17 protein-coding genes are annotated in these 18,720 nt (G+C 46.6%); 3 read left to right on the top strand and 14 right to left on the bottom strand.

The window, feature by feature from the left end; translation table 11 throughout:
- The first annotated feature begins 32 nt into the window (after window positions 1-32).
- Window positions 33-686 carry an HAD family phosphatase gene (locus BTA51_RS22865; protein WP_094711412.1) on the top strand — a complete coding sequence of 218 codons (654 nt, stop codon included), beginning with the start codon at window positions 33-35 and terminating at the stop codon, window positions 684-686.
- 120 nt (window positions 687-806) lie between these two features.
- On the opposite strand, the gene BTA51_RS22870 is transcribed toward BTA51_RS22865, so the two are convergent.
- Window positions 807-1,145, bottom strand: a complete 339-nt coding sequence (locus BTA51_RS22870) for a multidrug efflux SMR transporter (RefSeq protein WP_094711413.1) — start codon at window positions 1,143-1,145, stop codon at window positions 807-809.
- Window positions 1,146-1,164: 19 nt separating this feature from the next.
- The gene (locus BTA51_RS22875; RefSeq protein WP_094711414.1) at window positions 1,165-1,749 is read right to left on the bottom strand and encodes a phosphonate degradation HD-domain oxygenase; all 585 of its coding nucleotides are present in this window, start codon (window positions 1,747-1,749) and stop codon (window positions 1,165-1,167) included.
- A 263-nt stretch (window positions 1,750-2,012) separates the two neighbouring features.
- Here BTA51_RS22875 and BTA51_RS22880 point away from each other — a divergent pair, with 263 nt between their 5' ends.
- Window positions 2,013-3,368 (top strand): DASS family sodium-coupled anion symporter, encoded by a 1,356-nt coding sequence (locus BTA51_RS22880; RefSeq protein WP_094711415.1) that lies wholly within the window; start codon window positions 2,013-2,015, stop codon window positions 3,366-3,368.
- Window positions 3,369-3,451: 83 nt separating this feature from the next.
- Here BTA51_RS22880 and BTA51_RS22885 read toward each other — a convergent pair whose 3' ends face one another.
- From BTA51_RS22885 to BTA51_RS22895, 3 genes are all read right to left on the bottom strand, one after another.
- Window positions 3,452-4,192 carry an ABC transporter substrate-binding protein gene (locus BTA51_RS22885; RefSeq protein WP_094711416.1) on the bottom strand — a complete coding sequence of 247 codons (741 nt, stop codon included), beginning with the start codon at window positions 4,190-4,192 and terminating at the stop codon, window positions 3,452-3,454.
- A 110-nt stretch (window positions 4,193-4,302) separates the two neighbouring features.
- A complete protein-coding gene (locus tag BTA51_RS22890) occupies window positions 4,303-4,854 on the bottom strand; it encodes a DUF4136 domain-containing protein (RefSeq protein WP_094711417.1) in 552 nt (183 codons plus the stop codon).
- A gap of 101 nt (window positions 4,855-4,955) precedes the next feature.
- A complete protein-coding gene (locus BTA51_RS22895) occupies window positions 4,956-5,945 on the bottom strand; it encodes a glycosyltransferase (RefSeq protein WP_210404904.1) in 990 nt (329 codons plus the stop codon).
- 394 nt (window positions 5,946-6,339) lie between these two features.
- On the opposite strand from BTA51_RS22895, the gene BTA51_RS22900 reads away from it, so the two are divergent.
- Complete coding sequence (locus BTA51_RS22900; protein WP_094711419.1) at window positions 6,340-7,977, top strand: autotransporter domain-containing protein; 1,638 nt, start codon at window positions 6,340-6,342, stop codon at window positions 7,975-7,977.
- A gap of 92 nt (window positions 7,978-8,069) precedes the next feature.
- Here the strand turns inward: BTA51_RS22900 and BTA51_RS22905 are convergent, their stop codons facing one another.
- The 9 genes from BTA51_RS22905 to BTA51_RS22945 all read right to left on the bottom strand — a co-directional run bounded on the left by BTA51_RS22905 (window position 8,070) and on the right by BTA51_RS22945 (window position 18,716).
- On the bottom strand, window positions 8,070-9,206 hold the full coding sequence (locus BTA51_RS22905) for a hypothetical protein (RefSeq protein ID WP_141215655.1): 1,137 nt from the start codon (window positions 9,204-9,206) through the stop codon (window positions 8,070-8,072).
- An 11-nt stretch (window positions 9,207-9,217) separates the two neighbouring features.
- A complete protein-coding gene (locus tag BTA51_RS22910) occupies window positions 9,218-10,000 on the bottom strand; it encodes an Imm49 family immunity protein (RefSeq protein ID WP_094711421.1) in 783 nt (260 codons plus the stop codon).
- Window positions 10,001-10,186: 186 nt separating this feature from the next.
- On the bottom strand, window positions 10,187-10,777 hold the full coding sequence (locus BTA51_RS22915) for an Imm43 family immunity protein (RefSeq protein ID WP_094711422.1): 591 nt from the start codon (window positions 10,775-10,777) through the stop codon (window positions 10,187-10,189).
- A gap of 17 nt (window positions 10,778-10,794) precedes the next feature.
- On the bottom strand, window positions 10,795-11,670 hold the full coding sequence (locus tag BTA51_RS22920) for an AHH domain-containing protein (protein WP_094711423.1): 876 nt from the start codon (window positions 11,668-11,670) through the stop codon (window positions 10,795-10,797).
- A 45-nt stretch (window positions 11,671-11,715) separates the two neighbouring features.
- Window positions 11,716-13,764 (bottom strand): type VI secretion system Vgr family protein, encoded by a 2,049-nt coding sequence (locus BTA51_RS22925; RefSeq protein ID WP_094711424.1) that lies wholly within the window; start codon window positions 13,762-13,764, stop codon window positions 11,716-11,718.
- A gap of 346 nt (window positions 13,765-14,110) precedes the next feature.
- Window positions 14,111-14,683, bottom strand: a complete 573-nt coding sequence (locus BTA51_RS22930; RefSeq protein ID WP_094711425.1) for a YqgE/AlgH family protein — start codon at window positions 14,681-14,683, stop codon at window positions 14,111-14,113.
- 110 nt (window positions 14,684-14,793) lie between these two features.
- Window positions 14,794-15,744, bottom strand: a complete 951-nt coding sequence (locus BTA51_RS22935; RefSeq protein WP_094711426.1) for a hypothetical protein — start codon at window positions 15,742-15,744, stop codon at window positions 14,794-14,796.
- 123 nt (window positions 15,745-15,867) lie between these two features.
- A complete protein-coding gene (locus tag BTA51_RS22940) occupies window positions 15,868-16,644 on the bottom strand; it encodes a polysaccharide deacetylase family protein (protein WP_168188268.1) in 777 nt (258 codons plus the stop codon).
- Between the two features lie 242 nt (window positions 16,645-16,886).
- Complete coding sequence (locus BTA51_RS22945) at window positions 16,887-18,716, bottom strand: protein kinase (RefSeq protein ID WP_094711428.1); 1,830 nt, start codon at window positions 18,714-18,716, stop codon at window positions 16,887-16,889.
- Between the last annotated feature and the right edge of the window lie 4 nt (window positions 18,717-18,720).

Genomic DNA, 18,720 nt, shown 5'->3' on the forward strand with positions numbered 1-18,720 from the left:
GGTAGGGTGAATTTGGAGAATAGAAAGTCAAAATGTCACTTGCGTTATTTGATTTAGACAACACATTGATCAAGGGCGACAGCGCCCAGGCATTTTCAGAATATCTGGCAGCCAGCGAAGTCGTCACTCCAGACAACTTCCTCACCGCCAACCATGCTTACATGGAAGATTATGAAGCAGGTCGGTTGGACTTGAGCGCCTACATGAAATACACCCTCAGCCCATTGGCAACATTGTCACCAATAGAAACCAACAACGTCATTGACCTGTTTGTCAAAAACGTGGTGGAAGCCATGATCCTGCCAAAAGCTCGCCAGCTCTTGGAGCAACATCGCAAAGCCGGAGACGAACTGGTCATCATTTCCGCTACCGGTTCCCACCTGGTTCATCCGATCGCACGTCGCCTTGGGATTGAACACGCGCTTGCGGTGGATATTGAATTCGTTAACGGTTATATCACAGGCGAAATTGTCGGTATTCCCACCTTCAGAAAAGGCAAGGTGGAACGAATAGCGCAATGGGCGAAACAACGCAGAGTCTCATTTGCAGACGCGGCTTTCTATAGCGACTCCCACAACGATCTTCCTCTGCTTGAGGCAGTCCGTCGGCCAGTCGCCGTAGACCCTGACCCGATATTGCAGAATATTGCGAGTGATCGCGGCTGGGAAACCATTTCCCTGCGCTAGGCAGCTTGGGCTCTTTCAATTAAACGAATGGGCCCATCGAGATGATAGTACAGACTTGCCCGAATAGAAGCCCGACTCCAATACCGGGCTTTCACTATCCAGGCATCATTGAATAACAGACTAGTGAGTCACCGTATTGGAAAACACATTTATGATCATCACGCCGATAATGATCAGTGCGATACCGGCCATCGCCGGAGCATCGAGCCACTGACGAAACCACAGCACCTGAATCAGAGCGATACAGACAATCCCCACTCCTGACCAGATCGCATAGGCAATGCCCACGTTTAGCTGACGAAGTGATAAAGCCAGCAGATAAAACGCCGCACCATAGCAAAGAACCACCAAAAGACTGGGCCAAAGACGGGTGAATTGCTGAGAATATTTCAGAGCCGTCGTTCCAACCACTTCAAAAATGATCGCAACCAAGAGATACAGATAGCTTAACTTCAACATACACAACTCACGCCTCCGACTACATCGCTAACAGTTTACAGGACGCATCCAGCCAATATTGCAAATCCGGTAATTCAAACTCCTCTGCCTTGCCAAGCTCATCCAGCTCTCTCAAGCGGATGGCATTTTGGAATCCCGGCAGTTTTTCAAACTCCCGGCATTCCTCATCACTAAAGGGACCACCCTGTTGCTCCAGTGTGGTCCGACTAGCCTTCGACAGACCTTCCGCATATCCCGGCTGGGCGGTTACCAAATACTTTTTGGCCTGGACATGCATGCCTACCGACTGACAGACTTCTTCCGGGAATCCCCACCTCCGAAGCCACTCTTCCGCCAGCGTATCATGATGCACATATCCCCACTGGTCCCTCCCCGCCAGATCCTGATCCTCTGCGATCAAATGTCCCACATCATGTAAAAATGCAGCAACGGCCATAGCGGAGTCATATCCCTTTTGCTCGGCCCACCAACCACATTGGGCCATATGTTCATATTGGGTGCAGTTTTCTCCATATCCATGATCGCCATATAAGCGAAACAGGCGTTCAAGTTCCTGACGAAAATCGCTTTTTAGCTGGGAGAGTTGAGGATCATGCTGGGTCATATCGGGAGCTCCGGAAACAGCGGGGGAAAGCCCGATATTTTAAACGAGAACCCCCGTCAGAACCATCACCAAACCTTTGATTTAGCTCAATTAATACGTCAATGAATGCAACAATAAAAGCAACCTGGGTAGGCAACTCCGAAAATCTCCACTACCCTAGTGACACTCGTTGGCAGTGAAGATCGGAACGATGCTTTTTAAGTGAATGAAGATTCGTCATGATCCAAGGCTATTGTTGATTAACGTCCAAACCAGGAAAGACCATGCCTCCTCGCTTACGCCGCCCACTTATCATTTTTCTGGCTTCCTGCCTTGGGATATTGGTTTATTCAATGGTAGAGACCGATCAGGAAGCTGCAAAAGGATTAGGTATCCTGACGTTTGTGGCCATACTCTGGCTGACCGAAGCGATTCATATCAGCGCAACAGCTCTGCTGGTTCCCTTGCTGGCAGTAGCCACCGGCATACTTACGGTCAAGGAAGCCTTGAGTAACTTTGCCAATCCCATCATTTATCTGTTTATGGGAGGCTTCGCCCTCGCTGCCGCTTTAAAGACACATTATATCGACCAGTGGCTGGCAAGGAGGGTGGTCACTATGGCTGCCGGCCATCTGAAGCTTGCTTCCCTCTATTTGTTTGGAGCCACCGCCTTCATAAGTATGTGGATCAGCAATACAGCCACCACAGCGATGATGTTGCCGGTAATGATGGGACTGACAGGCAAACTGGACAGAGAAAAGCACGGAAAAACACTGGTATTTATGCTGCTGGGCGTAGCTTATAGCGCCAATATCGGCGGCATCGGCACGCTGGTGGGCAGCCCACCCAATGCTATTGCCGCATCTATTCTCAATATGGATTTTGCATCTTGGATGAAGGTCGGCATTCCCGTTGTCGTCATTCTGTTACCCCTGACCATCGGTCTTTTATGGCTGATGCTACAACCCACCTTCCCTGATCAGGATACGGAAGGTAAAGACTTCCCGGCTTTCAAGATGAGCTGGACTCCACAATCCATCTGGGTTCTGGTGATATTTTCCATTGTCGTATCACTGTGGCTTTTCAGCAGTCAGATATCCGGCTTATTGGGCATTACAAAAGACTTCGATTCCTTTGTGGCCATCGGCGCCGTGGTCTTACTTTTGGGAAGCGGCTTGCTGTCCTGGAACGATTTCAATCACACCACTGATTGGGGGGTGTTATTGCTGTTTGGTGGTGGAATTACCCTGAGTCTGGTGCTGTCCGAAACCCACGCCAGCCTATTTCTGGCAGACAGCCTTGTCAGTTGGTTCAAAAGCGTACCGCCCTGGGTTTTCCTGACACTGGCGATTGCTCTGATGGTGTTCCTGACCGAGCTCGCCAGCAATACGGCAAGTGCCGCACTGCTGGTCCCTATTTTCTTTTCTCTGCCCTATGAAGACACCGGCGTTGCTCCAGAGCTTTTGGCTATAGGTGTGGCCATTGCTGCCTCCTGTGCCTTCATGCTGCCGGTGGCCACTCCCCCCAATGCGCTGGTATTCGGCACTGGATTGATCCAGCAGAAACAAATGGTCAAATGTGGAGTCCTGGTAAACCTTCTGTGTATCTGCGTACTCTCTCTCTACCTATCGCTCCGATAATTTACCGCGAAGACAATCGAAGCGCCCGACTCCACCCGACACATATTGTCTGGAGCTGAAACCGGGACTCCTATACAAAACGATTATTGCCCGAGATAGCTGGACATAATGCCTTCGATATCGATCTTCCCTAACCCTTCATTGAATTCTTTAGCCAGCTTTTCGCCCTTTGGACCTTTTTTGAAACAAATATAAAGGCTTTTATCCTCGAGCAAATGAGAGTTGAACTGAATCTTTGAAGCGACCGGCTTCAGCTGGGGATCGGAAGATAATAGATAGGTCAGGACATTCTTATCCACTACCGCCATATCAACTCGGCCGGCGGCGAGTTTCAATAGATTTTTTGAATCATCAGATGCCTCACTGGCTTTGATTTTTCCCTGGGCAACCATGTCATCAAAGCTGGCGGTATTCACGTAACCGCTAACCACCCCAATACGGAATTTTACAAGCTCATCAATTGAGTTCCAGCTAACCGGCTTGTCTTTTAACTCCGCAAAACCGAGAGGTCCACTTCCCATTGGCGCTGAAAGAATAAAATCCTGCTTGAGCTCTTCAGCATAATATTCCGGGAAATAACCGTCGTATCCTGGATCATCCTTAGCCAGATTGACGGCTCTCTTCCAGGGATAGAATTCCACGACCAACGTATGTCCAACTGCCTCGAATGCTGCTTTGGCAACGGCAACACTGGCCCCGTTATCTTTGAGTCCTTTACCGGTATATGGTGGCCAGTCAAGAGACGTCAGTTTTACGGTTTCAGCCTGGGTGAATATCGAAAAACATGTAAATACAAGAGCGGTTAATAGTTTTACGTGACGCATAAAAATACTCCAAAGACCCTGATGGTGTGTATTAATAAACCTAGCAGAGTCCTGGTTATTTTCCGCTCAAACGTTCAAAAAAAGATCTCCCTTAAGCAGTTGAAAAGATATCAGTTCCGGGTTGGAAACGAATCAAAAAATTCAGCCAGCCTTTCTTCCAATTCTTCCTGAGAGGGAAGCGATTTCCCCGAGATGTCTTTGATGGTCGAAGCTTTCCAAACCACTTCATTCGTGGCCGTATCAACCACATTTACCAGGAAGCGAGCCTCGTTTACCGCTTCCATATAGTGTCTGGTCACGTCCCCCTTCCCTGTCGGAATGACTTGCTCAACCAAACGCTGTCCTCTGTCCACCAACAATAAATATCGAACCCGCAAATCGCGCTTGGAATTGACTCCCGGCCGATAACCTTTCTCTGTAAATACTTTGTTAATTCCGACATTTAACATGGCATAGATTTCTCCGTCCCGCTGGCTGGCGTTTTCAACGGTAAATCCGGAATACTCCGAGGCCGATATGTTTGGAGAGATAACAACTGCAGGAAGCAGCTCTCTTGTGGCGCATCCGGAAACTACGGCTTGAAATATTATCAGCACCAGAAGGCCATAACGAAGCCCACGAGAGTACCTGGAGCTTGGATGATCATTTATTAACGTAGTCATTATTGTTTTCCCTTATTTTTGCCGTTGATAGCCGAGAACTTCCGGCACCTAATGTTACCTCGCAATTTTCGCAATCTCTGGGCATTCCTTAACAAAAGCAGTTATTTTCCGCCACGCGATAACACCTGATTAATGGCTTGGTCTATTGTTTCGGACAAAGGCTTGTCAACCTGATCATAGTATTTCTTCCCAAGCGCTCGGCACCTTGTCCGTATACCATCATTTTCCATGAAATGATTTATCTGGTCCGCTACAGACTTCGGGTTATCAATTTTTACCAGATAATCGCCAAGCCCCGCGTTCTTAGCAGCCACGCAGTTGGAAAGATTTTCCATATGGAATGGCAACCCCAAAAATGGAATACCATGTAAAAGTGCATCTGACAGTGTTCCGATTCCACCGTGACTTATAAAGAGACGGCAATTCTTAAAAGCTCTGCGCAGATCCAATAACTGACTGTATATTTCCAGCCCATTGTTGCGCCATTCCTGCAATTTGTCTTCGGGCAATCCCGGGCAACTAATCAATACTTTGATGGGAAACCGGCTCAACGCTCCCAACACAATATCCAGCTTTGGATAATAACTCTTCAAATAGGCTACAACCGTATCAGACTCCGACCAGTCTTCAGAAGTCATCTGCCCAACAACATCAGGTAGAGAAAAAGGGTGATATATCTCGTCCTCCAACCTGAGATGTCTATATATATCCAGCTCCTTTAAATGGTGGAAAATATAGACGTCGGCCTGATTGATATCAGATAAATGAGTAAGTCTTGATAAACCCAGTTCTGACAACACCTGGTTTGCGGCTTTAAGGCATACTGCTTCTTCAGATGATAGTCCTTTTCGCACCATAGGCTGGAATGTCTGCCAATTAACACCGGATCTGCCGGGAGGTTCCACAGCAAATCCACTCCCCAGAATAATAATCGGTAGACCAAGAGAAAGAGCTGCCATCTGTGCCGTTGGGGCATAGTTGGCAAACACCACTTCAGCCCCTGCCGTCAGCATCAGGTTACGCCACGCCATAACCATCGAACGCAAAGTCGCCGGCTCCCGATACCCCTTTAATAAAAGAGCACTCGCCATCGAGTTCACAGGTCGGCTCGTCTTAAACCTTTGTTGCCACACGGGAGCCTGAAAGATGCTTGTTTGAGTAGGATTAAAAAACATATGAGCCTGGCTCAAATCTTTCAGAGCAAGAGCGGGATTATGGCCCAGCTCCGTTAACGCCCGATTCAGATTTGAAATTACTGACAGATGCCCTTGCTCCCCACCGAGTTCCCAGGCACAAAATATGTTTCTCAAGATTAAATTCCTTGCATTTTACTAGCGACCAAACCTTTAACCTGACTCATTTTCCGATAAATCGCCCGGTTACAAAAAAATCGGCAGGAAATCTCTTCAGGCGCTGGAATTTCCACAATAAACCTTTAGAATTGTCGCGTTTTGAATTTTGAATACGGAATAGAGAGTCTCGTTAATGGATAAACGTATCCCTTATGTTATTTTTACCACCGCTCTTACAGGCAACGCTCTAGCTCTCCCCCCCACAGCCAATAACGATAATGCATCCACTAAGGAAGGTGAAGCAGTCGATATCTTTGTCTTGGATAATGATATGGCTGCAGAAGAGGGCGATACACTTAGGATTGTCGAGGCCGGCGGTGCAGAACATGGTTCACTGACTATTAATCCCGACGGAAGCATCACTTATGAACCCGTTGCAGATTACACTGGCCCCGATACCTTTGCCTACAAGATAGAATCGGTTCCTGAATACGGCGGTCCACTGCTAATGTTAGCTGAAGGCGATATTGTGGGCGAAGGCGATATCCCAACCGAAGGCGAATATGCTATCGGAACAGTCACAGTTACCGTAGAAGCAGCTGACGGACCAATTGACAGAGAAACCAAATCTCTTGAATCAGGAGTAAAGGGCTCAACAAATAAGAGAGTTGCCGCCAGTCTCGATACTGCCTGCGGTGAACTTGGGCTGTCAGATGCCTCCAACGAATTGGTTGATCGCTGTGATGCGTTGTCCGAAATCGCCGCTAGCAATCCCGAGCGGCTTGACGACATTATGACCCAGATTGCGCCGGAAGAATTTTTGGCTCTGAAGCGCGTGACGACGGATTCAGCCAGAACACAGATGGATATCATAAATCAACACATGCAACAGCGTAGATCCGGTTCCGGACCTGTCGCAGTTTCGTTTAACGGTTATGATCTTCCTGTAACCGGCGGTACGGCTGGAGACACCGGCTCTCCAGAGTTCGGTTTGTTTGCCAGCGCCAACTATTCTGATGTGGAACGTGATGCCACGACACTGGAAGCCGGATATGACTATTCAGCAACCGGGCTTACCGTGGGGATCGATCGCCGCTTCACCTCTGCAATCCTCGCAGGCCTTGCTGTTGGCTGGAACAATCATGAACTGGATTATGCGGACAACGCCGGCTCGACCGACTCCGATCTGTATTCGGTCATACTGTTCTCTACGGCAGATTGGAAAGGCGTGAACTTCAACCTTCAACTTGGAACGGAAAGAGGCAGCTTCGATACCCGTCGCCACATTTCCTACCAGGAGCCCGGCGGAGACTTTGAAGCCAACATCCTTGGTGACACAGACGCCACCCAATATTTCACTAGTGTCCAAGTAAATTACCCGGTTCATATGAACGCGCTGGAATTAACCCCATATCTCCGCGCCGATTACGTCTCTGTCGAAATTGATGCTTTTGAAGAAAGCGGCGGCCAGGGTTATGAACTGGCCATTGATAAGCAAAAGCTGAATCAATACACCTTCAAAGCTGGATTGGATGCGTCCTATGCCATCAGCCAGGACTGGGGTGTGCTAGTGCCATACGCTGGTGTAAGTGTCGTTAACGAAACAACAGGCAACTACGGTAGCGTGTCCTTTGTCTTTATCAATGATCCAAGCAAGCAGTCATTTGAGTTGGGTTCAGAAGGTGAGGAAAGTCTTTTCTATCAACTGCGGCTTGGTACTTCCGCAGTGCTGACGAAAGGCTGGTCGGTATTTGGAGACTATAGCCAGATCCTGGGCTATGAAGATACCACAGCTTATCAAGTCAATGTGGGCCTGAGATACGAGCTGTAACTACTTCTTATCAGGGCTGCTTTAGCAGCCCTTTTTTATGGAAGCAGGCCTCTTACCGACTTCGAATCTACGGACTTGCGCACTACGCTAGATCAAGCCGAACACATCAACGCAGCTCTTCCGCCGGTATCAGAAGTGGCTGATACGATAAAATGACGGCCTTTCAGATACTTTCGCCTGACCGCGTGAAGTCCTAAACAAATCGAAACCGGCATAAATGCCACTCCAATCCCCCCAAAACTGTCTTCACATAAATGCCACTGAATCAGGTCGATATTAGAGAAATGCTGTTTCAAATTAACGAGAATATTCCCCCATTCAAGCGCACGGTCACGACTTGAAGGAAACTCACCAAAGCCTGTAAAAACATCGAACTTGTCATTCTGAATGCCACCATGTTCCAAGGCACCTTTAATCACAGCAGCCATTTCCCGGCCATGATAAAATGTCGAGGTTTCATTCTCCTCGTCATCTTCAATCTCCTCGCCTTCTTCAGAAACTTCTATATCTGACGGATAAAAATCGTACTCTTCATTGCCGTACTGAACTGCCGAAACACCAGCTACTGTCCCCTGTTCATCTTGATTCGTGAGCAGTAACATGGCCGCAGCCTCCCCGGGCAGAAATCCGGTAGAGGAATCAGGTGTAAGAATTTGCTCCCGGGCCAACAACAGTTCAACCGTTTTCTCGCCCAACAGAGAGTCAACTGCACCGACGATGCATCTTGCGCCACCATGCTGATTCAGGTATTCGTGAGCGTCTTTCATTGCAAAGACAAACTCTGCCGGCTCTGCCACCAGGACTTCAATATCCATATCTGCCAGCATGCGAGTATATGGATCGCGCTGAATAATATTCAACAAGGCAATTCTGAACAATGAAGCACTGTCCTTGTCCTGTTTGATTTCCTGATCCAAAAGCTCTGGCCGAACTGTGGAAGAAGGTATTTGAATGAAAAGTTTCAATGGCTGTCGCTCAGCCTTTGGCAAACCTTTCATGAGATCCTTCAGAGCTTTGTATGCTAGCTGGGCCAGTCTGGAAGCGCCTGAATATCCCTCTAGAAAAGGGTATTGATAGCCGTTGAGTGGTACCGGCTCAATCTCTCCAGGAGCTGCAAACAGCTTCGGCAATGCTGATACTTTGGTAATACCGGCACGGGCGGCAGCACAGGAAGTATCTGCATCCAGACAACAAGTCGCCATTCCCATACCAGAAATTCTTAGGATCAATCCCACTCTCCTCAACCGATCATTTCAATCTGATTAGCATAGTTCAAAGGTAAAGGTACTCTGGCGATTGATGGAATCAGCGCCATATCGGAGGGTAACTTATACCCCAGCTTTTCAGCCAGCTTTGCCAATCCAAGGCCGTCGAGGGCAATATACCGTGTGACCTGCATTGTATAGCGCGCTGAAGAGGCATCGGCCTTCTGATTAATGGCATCCACATTCTCTTCATGCCATGCGAGAAAGGCATCTTCGATCTCATCCTTATTCTTTTCCAGCAGGCATCTTAAAAAGACCGCAATGGCTGGCTCCTCTTCAAGATAGTCTTCAATATCCTGAAGCACCTTTTCCAGGTCAGTACTGATGTTCTGCCCGAAAACTTCTTTGAGAATAAGTTCCTGAACAAATAATGCGACCAGGAATTCATCATCATACTCAGGGGAAATCTTTTTCCGGGAAGATTGTTCACAGATATTCCGTAGCAGATCATCATCACCACATATCAGGGCACAGTACAGAGCACTCATTTCAGATGCTGGAACTTTTGGTGCGGCAGGATCCGCATTACCGGCCTGCATCAACTTTAGCCAATTACGAGAAATACTCAGCATATTCACGAAGAATTTCTGTATGTTCCCTTCATCCAGCAGCGCAGCGTACCCCACAACCTTAAAGGCGGTAACGGCTTCTTTGAATAAGGTCAGTTGCTTTGGAAACGGCAAAGACCAATCAAATTCACCCTTAACGGTATTAAGGTGCGCACTGGCGTTGCCGGCAACATCCTGCATTGTAGGCATAGGAATCCAACCTTGGTCTTATATTTTGGAAATGTCAGCTAACTATATCGATACTAAATGGCAAAGCAATATTGAGGTCATTAGGATGAATATGAGCTGATCTATCGAGGCACGTATCAATAAACCGTAACTAGAGCCTGCAGACCATATAAATTCCACGAGAACTCAAGAAGAGAATCGAAGTAGTTATCGACCTTTAAAATCTTCTGTCGCGACAAATCGCATTCCTGTCAGCCCCAGAGTTTCTACTGACTGCTTGAACTTCTCGCTGACCAGAATTTGTCCAGGTTTCTTATGAAGTCTCAAAATATGAGTACCTTGAGGTATGTTACTTTCAATAAGAACCAGTTTTTTTATCCGATGTAGTTCGTCAGAATCCATCGGGCTGACAACATATTTGGAGTTATCCCAATCAATGCAGTCAACCGTTCCTACGACATTGATAATATTATACTTTTCAGAAGCAACTTTTCCCCTGTGGTCCAATATTTTAACCGGCAACAGCTCTATATTTTCCTGCTCTAGAGATTTGACAATATCCGTCAGGGCTTCAGAAAAAATGAGTAACTCATCCGTATTGTCTAACGAATCGGTTAACAATCGATTATCAGGAAATTCAGGATCCATGGAATATCCAGGTAACGCGGGGAATTCTTTAACCAGGGATACGGCCTTCCGGAACTTATATCCAGCAATGACATCAGTAACCTCGTCAGGATGACCTTCTATAATGGCCGCATCATCAACATCTCCGGTTAACAACACATAATATTTCACTTCTTATCTCCATTCACCTAGTCAAGTCTTTCTGTTCCAAAGTCCTTAACATATTCAAACATGTCAGTTTCGATCAAATGCAATTGATCCTCCACGCTTGCGGCAATCGCTTCGTGAGGCTTTTGCTCATCTTTCAATTCTTTGATCTTATCTTTGATCTTTTTGAACTCACTTTTTACTTCTTTATTGTACTTCAAATGATTGGAGGGATGATAAGGCAGGTCATGCACTGCCGTATCCTCTGAAGCAACTGGCAAAAAGATGATATTCCTTCCATCATTGATGTCGTAGTCAGATAACAGAATGATCTGCAATTCTTCTGCACTGAAGTAATCCAGGAAACAACTCATAGGTAATACGTGGTGTGCTTCCCAGTGATAGGGCAAAGATTGGCCGATATAGCCTTTACGTTTATCCAGCAGATCACACACATTGCGTAGATATCGAACATCAAGTTGCTTGCCTGGGGTAATAGTCGCCTGGGCAAGCTTCAGAAAAGCTGAAGTCTTCGTTGTTTCGATACTTTTGATAGGGAACTTCTGATAGAAGTTAGGCTTGTATTCCTCTGAATAAAACGCCCCAAAGTCCTTGCTGGGGCTGTCATATATCTTACGGTCTGATGGAGGATTGTCCCCCAGATACACCCAGCCGTTGTAGGCATAATAGGTATTGGCAACCGCACATTCCTGGCCTGTCTTGTTCTCGTAGTAGTGCTGTCCTTTCACTATATTGCCCGAAAACAGCGTCTGGCTGGCCAAGTGTGGTGCGTTTTTATCGTGTTTGACAGGCTTCTTTTTCTTCGCCTTTTCAAACTTGACCTTGAAATCCTCAAAGGCAATCAGCTTTTTATCATAATTGTCGTCGCCTTTCTTTATGACTTTTTTCTTGGCCATGAAGTCTATTCCTCAAAATAATCTTGGTCCATTACCACCAGGCAACTAGTTTTCCTTGATCTGGCTGCCTTTAACGGTGACATTCCCAGATCCCTTGATGTTGATCTTGTTACCGCTAATAGTGATATCGCCGTTCTTTTTCATGGAAATACTGGCTTTACCCACCTTGATGGTAATCTCATCATTGGCCGTTAACTGAATCTTTTTAGCACCGAGCACATATTCCTTGGTAACCGATTCCGTGTATTTACCACCGACACTCTCCGTTAGGTCCTTACCTACATCAATTTTGGACTCCTTACCGATAGATAGAGTGGAGTTTTCTTTGATGGTTTCAGTATGGCTCTTGTCGATAGTGATAGTCTGGTTTTTACCAACCGCAAGCGTTTTATCCTTACCTATGCTTTCGCTCTGGTTTTCTCCAACGCTGATTTCCTGGTTTTTACCGACATCTTCTTTATCGTTTTCACCAATGGTCGTCGTACGGTTTTTCTCAACCTTTTCGGTCTGGTCATTGCCGACATAGATTTTCTGGTCATGACCAACACTTTCGTCGTCATCATTCTCGACCGAAATATCCCGATCCTTCTCAGCATGTACCCGAACCAGCTCACTGCCCTTTTCGTCAATGAACATAATTTCGTTGTAGTTTTCTTTACCGCCTTCCTTGGTGGATCGGCTCTTCACACCACTGTGTGCCTTATTGGCAGGCAGCTCATAAGGAGGCATCACCTCGGCGTTATACACACTTCCGATAATCAGCGGACGATCAGGGTCTCCCTCAAGAAATGAGATTACGACTTCCTGGCCGATGCGGGGAATATATTGAGCCCCCCACTTCTTCCCGCTCCAGATTTGTGCCACACGAATCCAACAGGAACTCTTATCATCCTTTTTGCCTTCACGATCCCAGTAAAACTGAACCTTGATACGACCGTATTCGTCGGTGAAAATTTCTTCTGAAGAGGGACCTACAACCAGTGCGGTTTGGGTGCCACCAACCACTGGTTTGGCGATATTCGCGTTAGGCCTCATTACCGTATCGGCCGGGGCACAAACGAAAGTATTTGAATAGGTGCCAGATCCACCACTACCTGAGCGGTAACCACCTTCCTCTCCACGGTGCACAACCGATGTGATGACATACTTGGCCTTTTTCTCAGACTTGTCATGATGCTCACCAACAGTGAATACATAACCCGGTGCCATATGTGGATAATCACTGCCGGCTTCAACAATCGAATATCCGCTTTCAATTGCCTCCATGCGGGTAGTGGCGTAGTTATCACCTTCAGTTTTTTGAGCATACTCGCCCGGATAGTCATATACCTCGAACTTATCTATATTCGGCAATTTGACCAGGCTCTTCTGAAAAGCTGCCAGGTTGGTGGCCGGAGTTTCAAAATTGTAATCAGTGATGGAGACCTTACCGCTGAGGAAGTTGTAGCTGTGCCTCCAGTTTTTTACCGTAAAGTTGGTATGCGCCCCGTCAACCACATCCAGAGAGGCAATAGGAACAGACTCATAGCCTTTGGCATAATCACTTAATACGAGAGTATGCTTACCATCTTCATGTTTAAAGTAGTAGAAGATCCCTTCTTCACTTAGCAGACGGGTAACAAAATCCAGATCGGATTCCCGATACTGAACACAGTATCCCCTTGGCTGGTAACTTTTTTGCAGCTTCCACTCAAAATCACTGAACCCCATTTCAGAAAAAATGCTGCTGATAATTTGATCAACTTTCTTCTCCTGGAATATCCGGCAATTTTTGCGGTGTTTCAGTAATGCCAGCCAGGGTACGAGTGTCAGGGTATAGTCCCGGACCCGGCGATCTTTAGATCCCCCAGCCACAAGACTGGATACAATGCCGTTGAAATACTTCGGATTTTTGGAGTCCGATATCACCTTGATTGTGACGGGTTTGCCGACGATTTTGGCCGGATCAATACTCTCCTCTGAGGTATAAACGTTTAAGGTAATCTTAAACGGCGTCGAGAGCTTCTCAGTAGCCTGAAAGCTATTCATGAGAAGAACGTCCGCCCCTAACGGTGAGGATACTGTAATTATCTGGTTCTCTTGTTTAATCGGCATAACCTGAAACCTTATAGTCCTGTATCATCGGGGCCAATTGTTTAAACAATCAGCCACTTGGCATCAATTGATACCCTTAACTCTCAGCTATTCCAGTATAGCGTCAGCCTGAGGGTAAGCCATGAATTTTAACCCTGCACGATGTGCAAACTTTCCTGTTATCTGCTTAAGCGCTTTTTTTGCCTTAAACCAGTCATAATTTTTTATCCTGACTTACCCTTATAGAAGGCCTGTTTTTCTTAGAGGCACCCGCCATCCAATAGCCAGGCTTAGGGAAATGACAACCATGGTTGAAAGCCCCTACAGGCTATTCTGACGATCAGAATACGACCTTCTCTTCTCTCTTCTATTGCCTTACAGGACTCTTACCATACTTGAGCTGCAAAAGTAGATGTACTGCAAATAACGGTGGATCATTAAATGGGATGGATGCCAGCAAGTCGTAATCAGATGGGAGATATTGCCATAGGCCATGAGCCAGCTCTCTTTCCAGCTGTCCCTCACCCCATCCCACAGTACCAACCCCTACCACTGCGGGTTGCCCTGAATTTACTGACAATGCTTCAAAGGCATCATCTGAAAAAGCCAGGCACAAATATTGATTGCCAATGGCAACCTCGTAGTTGTTTTCGGACGGCTGGAGCACCCATGGCCCACCCTCATTTAATGGACCTCCCGCGATGATATTGGGTACCAGCGTTGATTTATTATCTAGAGGCCTGGGTAAGCCCCGAGTCTCAGAGAGTTTATCAACCGTTTGACTGTAAAACTTATTAAGATTTACACCTACTGCGCCAGTTTCCCCGTGGTTAACCAAATAAATTAAGGACTGATGAAAATCCTCAAACTTTGAATTATCCTCCGCCGCTGGATTCAAGATCAGAATACCATCTGTTAGCCTACTCAAACTGCTCTCCATTACTCTCTGTTTGAAACCAAGTCTCTTGTTTGAAACCAAGTGCTTGATCAAAAGTGATTTCTCTGATTAAGACTGATCTCTTTGATAAAACCTAGCCACTTGTATAAAACCTAAGGGGCACCACCTTTAATCCGGCTCAAATTATCTTTTAACCGATAAGCCCGCTCTAACGCCAATTGAATACCGCCATCCTGATTATCTAGCTCTTTGGCTTTTTCCAATATATGTACAGCACGCTCAAGATCGATTCTCAAGAGACTCTTACCTTCTTCCAATAATGCCAGCGCCACATCCTTGCGAATCTGAATTTGCTCATTTTCGAGATCTGTTGAAGGTGTCTGGTAGGCTGACGCTCTGACTGCATAATACGCAGCCTTCTCCAGTTCACCGGCACTACGCTGCAGCTTCGCAAGTGCAAGATGGGACTTAACAAGCAATTCCGTTACTTCCGAATTCCCCTGAGCCAAACCAGAGCTCTCGGCTTCAGAAATTAAACTCTGGTACTTCCCCTGAAGAAACAATTCCCGAAGATTTCCTACTGAACTTTCCGCTTGAACAGCTACGGACGGCATGGTCACAGGAATAACCTGACTTGTTTTTTTGTCCTGTTTGTCCTGGGTTTTGGAATCATTGCGGGTACCGGCGTAAATAGCCTGTTTTTTTCGTTGCTCCCCACGCAATTCAGCAGAGTAGTGTTTTCTCAACAAGGGAAGCAATGACGTATCTTCCGGATCCAGGCTCAACGCAGTCAACAGCAGTTGATAGGCTTTCTGGACGTCCCCTTTTTTTCCAGCTACTTGACTTTGTTCAAGCAACTTTTGCTTTCTGCTCCTGATACGTTCCCAAAGTTCTCTAATATTCTTCCTGTAACGCCCATTCCCCTGATCGACCATCGCCAGGATCTCAACATGAATCAGCGCTTGATAATAGCTTCCCGAATCAATCAATTGCTGTGCTTGCTGCCTATGGAACCTGGAAAACTCCTCCACATTTGCAGCGTCTTCAGGCGATACAGGCACCTGAGCACAACCAACAAACAACATGACAAAGAACAGTAACACTCCCCTAACGACCTTATCAGGTCCTTGGCATATTCCACTTTGCAATCGATAGGTATGGACAGATTTTCTATAGGGACAACGCCCCGAGTTCCATATAACTAGGCATGGGTTGAACTGCATAAATCACTGCCTGAATTTTTCCCTGGTGGTGAGTTTAAGCTTAAAGCTGGCAAGCGTATCGGTGTCGTATATCATGGCACGTCGCATTCGCATCGGATCCACAAACGTCGGATTGCCACCAGCCTGCACAGTATATGCACGTTCATACCCTTCACTCTCAAGAAACTTCACCGCGGTTTCACTACTATCTCCATATGGATAGGCAAAGTGCCGTGACGTTACTCCCAGCTTATGCTGCAGAACGGTTTTGGGCTGTGCTATTTCGATTTGGATAAAATCAATTTTGGCTTGATCAGGTTCTTGCCCGGTAGCCAATGAAGCGTGGGACTTCGAATGTGATTGAAAGCTGATGAGACCACCATCTTCAAGCTCTCTAATCTGACCCCAGGTTAGAGCAGCGCCCGCCCCTACGAAGTCGGTGTATACAAATACCGTTGCCGGATAATTGAACTCACGAAGTATCGGATAGGCCACGTCATAAATACTTCTGTATCCATCATCAATGGTTAAAATGACAGACTTATCCGGTATAGGCTTGTCACCCTCCAGGTATTGGCTCAAATCTTCCAATCTTAAGACCTGATAGTCATGATCTTTAAGATATTGCATCTGGCGCCGAAACTTTTTCTGGCGAAGTACCAAAGGATGGGACGACGTGACTGAATCGGTAAACTGGTGGTAACAAAGAACAGGAATTGTTTTGTAATAACCCGGGTACACCCCCGTTGGGTTACGGTTTTTAAGTGGCAAAACAACCAGTTGACCCGCGGACGGGCTCAAGGGAGGGTTTAACTCCTGAATACGGAAAGATTCCGCAGCATCCCCATAATAACGTCTGGAAATTTTCTCAAAACTGTCTTTTTCCCGAGATCTTACAATCAGAAATTCTTGATTGTAGTCATAAATCTCAAGTGAATTTACAGGTACAGATATCCCCGGAATCCTGGTTTGGCAGCCTACACACACTACAGCAGCCATAACCAGGGCCAGAATTTTAAACATCCCTTTACACAAAACGCTTTCTACTCTTGATCGTTTGCTTCTTTGATTCCTTCATTTTTCTTCGACTTGGAGCCAACCTTTGCCAAGTCGATATCAATACCCGATCTGTCCGGGTAATAAACATCGTCCATTGGAGCCAGGACGGTCATATCTCCAATATCAAGAGGAGTAGACTGCTGATCTTTTTCCGTTTTAGCCTTTTCTTCATGACCATCAGATGAACTCTCAGCGAGGCCTTCCTCGTGGTCTTCTTCATCTGAATCATGCTCAGTCGCAGGCTGGAGCATCTCCTGGAATTTTGAAGCCATATCATTGAAGCTATGACAGAGATCACCAATCTCATCATTCTGCTCCTGATGAATCCTCCTGTTCAGATGCCCTTGCGCCAAACCGGTCATGGCATTCTTAAGCAGACGAATTCGCGTCCCCATCCGCCGGCCAAAACCATAAAATATAAATACAACAGACAACAATGCGATAAGACCCACAACAATAATTAGCAATGAGGTAAATTGAATAACCTCTTCCAATCTGTCCTGCTGTAAGCCCAGGTGAATATATCCGACAGGGGTATCGCCAAAAAATATGGGGGTATCAAAGTCGAATACAGTACCACCGTCTTCTTCAGATAATTTGGTTACAGTCACGTTATCCTGTTGATAGATAACTTCTCCGTTTGAAGCAGGTAATCCTTTGCCCAACATTTCCCGGTTGGTGGTAGCCTTGACCTCCTTGTTGTGGTCCAGCAGAACCAGATACTCGAAGGTATTACGCTCGCCGGCGTCTTTAACCAGTGCCTCAACGGTAATCCAGTCTTCTCCGAGCACAGGGATTGCACTCTCTGAAGCAATAAACTTTGCTAGCGAAACTCCACCATCAATAGATTGCTCTATCAGCATCTGATTCTGTATTCGATTGACAATAAAGATGCTTATGGTCAGCACCAGAGCCACTATGCCGCCCATAATGGCAGTCCACTTGATGTGTAAAGGGACGTAGCGTTGCTTTGCCTTTTCCTCTTGATCAATGAGAGCATCAAGCTCCCAATGGAGTGCATCAACCAGTTCACGGCCGCTATTGAAACGCTTGCCAGGTCTCTTCTCGAGAAGGCGGCGCAAAATGTTATGTAGACCCCGAGGCATTCCGTCAGGAATTTTCTTAACCCCCTCAGGCTGTTTATTGATGATCTCTGCAACAACGGTTCCCATAGAGTCAGCTTTGAATGCTTTCTCTCCGGTCAGCAGTTCGTACATCACAACACCTAGGGAAAAAAGATCCGAGCGCCCATCCAAAGACTCACCACATGCCTGTTCGGGTGACATATAACGCGGTGTACCGAGAATCGTCCCTACTTGTGTCTCACTACTATCATCCCGATGTGCGATACCAAAATCAGCCAACTTAACGGTCTCACCGTCGGGCATAAACAGGATGTTGTCGGGCTTTACATCCCTATGCACAATTCCTTTTCCATGGGCATAGTCCAGCGCATTGGCCAACTGTAGCATTATTCGTATGACCTGCTTTGTCGTGAAACGCTCGCCCTTGTTTAACTTTTTACCAAGCGTCTCACCGTCAACCAATTCCATAACGATGTAGGGAACCTCTTCAACTCTTCCCACATCATAAATAGTGACAATATTGGAATGAGACAGAATACCTGCCGCTTTGGCCTCACTAAGAAAACGGGTAGTGAATTTTTCTGTCAACCAGATATCACGCTTTAATACTTTAATCGCTACATGACGGTTGATTTCGACATCAAAAGCCAGATACACATCAGCCATGGCACCGCTGCCGATGGTGGATTCCACACGATAACGTCCTATCTTTTTGCCCACTAAGTCCATAACA

Source organism: Hahella sp. CCB-MM4 (genome assembly GCF_002260525.1).
Classification (GTDB): Bacteria; Pseudomonadota; Gammaproteobacteria; order Pseudomonadales; family Oleiphilaceae; genus Hahella.

Coding starts and splice junctions, on each gene's coding strand:
- BTA51_RS22865 (WP_094711412.1), top strand. CDS start 33: ATGTCACTTGCGTTATTTGATTTAGACAACACATTGATCAAGGGCGAC.
- BTA51_RS22870 (WP_094711413.1), bottom strand. CDS start 1,145: ATGTTGAAGTTAAGCTATCTGTATCTCTTGGTTGCGATCATTTTTGAA.
- BTA51_RS22875 (WP_094711414.1), bottom strand. CDS start 1,749: ATGACCCAGCATGATCCTCAACTCTCCCAGCTAAAAAGCGATTTTCGT.
- BTA51_RS22880 (WP_094711415.1), top strand. CDS start 2,013: ATGCCTCCTCGCTTACGCCGCCCACTTATCATTTTTCTGGCTTCCTGC.
- BTA51_RS22885 (WP_094711416.1), bottom strand. CDS start 4,192: ATGCGTCACGTAAAACTATTAACCGCTCTTGTATTTACATGTTTTTCG.
- BTA51_RS22890 (WP_094711417.1), bottom strand. CDS start 4,854: ATGACTACGTTAATAAATGATCATCCAAGCTCCAGGTACTCTCGTGGG.
- BTA51_RS22895 (WP_210404904.1), bottom strand. CDS start 5,945: ATGGCGAGTGCTCTTTTATTAAAGGGGTATCGGGAGCCGGCGACTTTG.
- BTA51_RS22900 (WP_094711419.1), top strand. CDS start 6,340: ATGGATAAACGTATCCCTTATGTTATTTTTACCACCGCTCTTACAGGC.
- BTA51_RS22910 (WP_094711421.1), bottom strand. CDS start 10,000: ATGCCTACAATGCAGGATGTTGCCGGCAACGCCAGTGCGCACCTTAAT.
- BTA51_RS22920 (WP_094711423.1), bottom strand. CDS start 11,670: ATGGCCAAGAAAAAAGTCATAAAGAAAGGCGACGACAATTATGATAAA.
- BTA51_RS22925 (WP_094711424.1), bottom strand. CDS start 13,764: ATGCCGATTAAACAAGAGAACCAGATAATTACAGTATCCTCACCGTTA.
- BTA51_RS22930 (WP_094711425.1), bottom strand. CDS start 14,683: ATGGAGAGCAGTTTGAGTAGGCTAACAGATGGTATTCTGATCTTGAAT.
- BTA51_RS22945 (WP_094711428.1), bottom strand. CDS start 18,716: ATGGACTTAGTGGGCAAAAAGATAGGACGTTATCGTGTGGAATCCACC.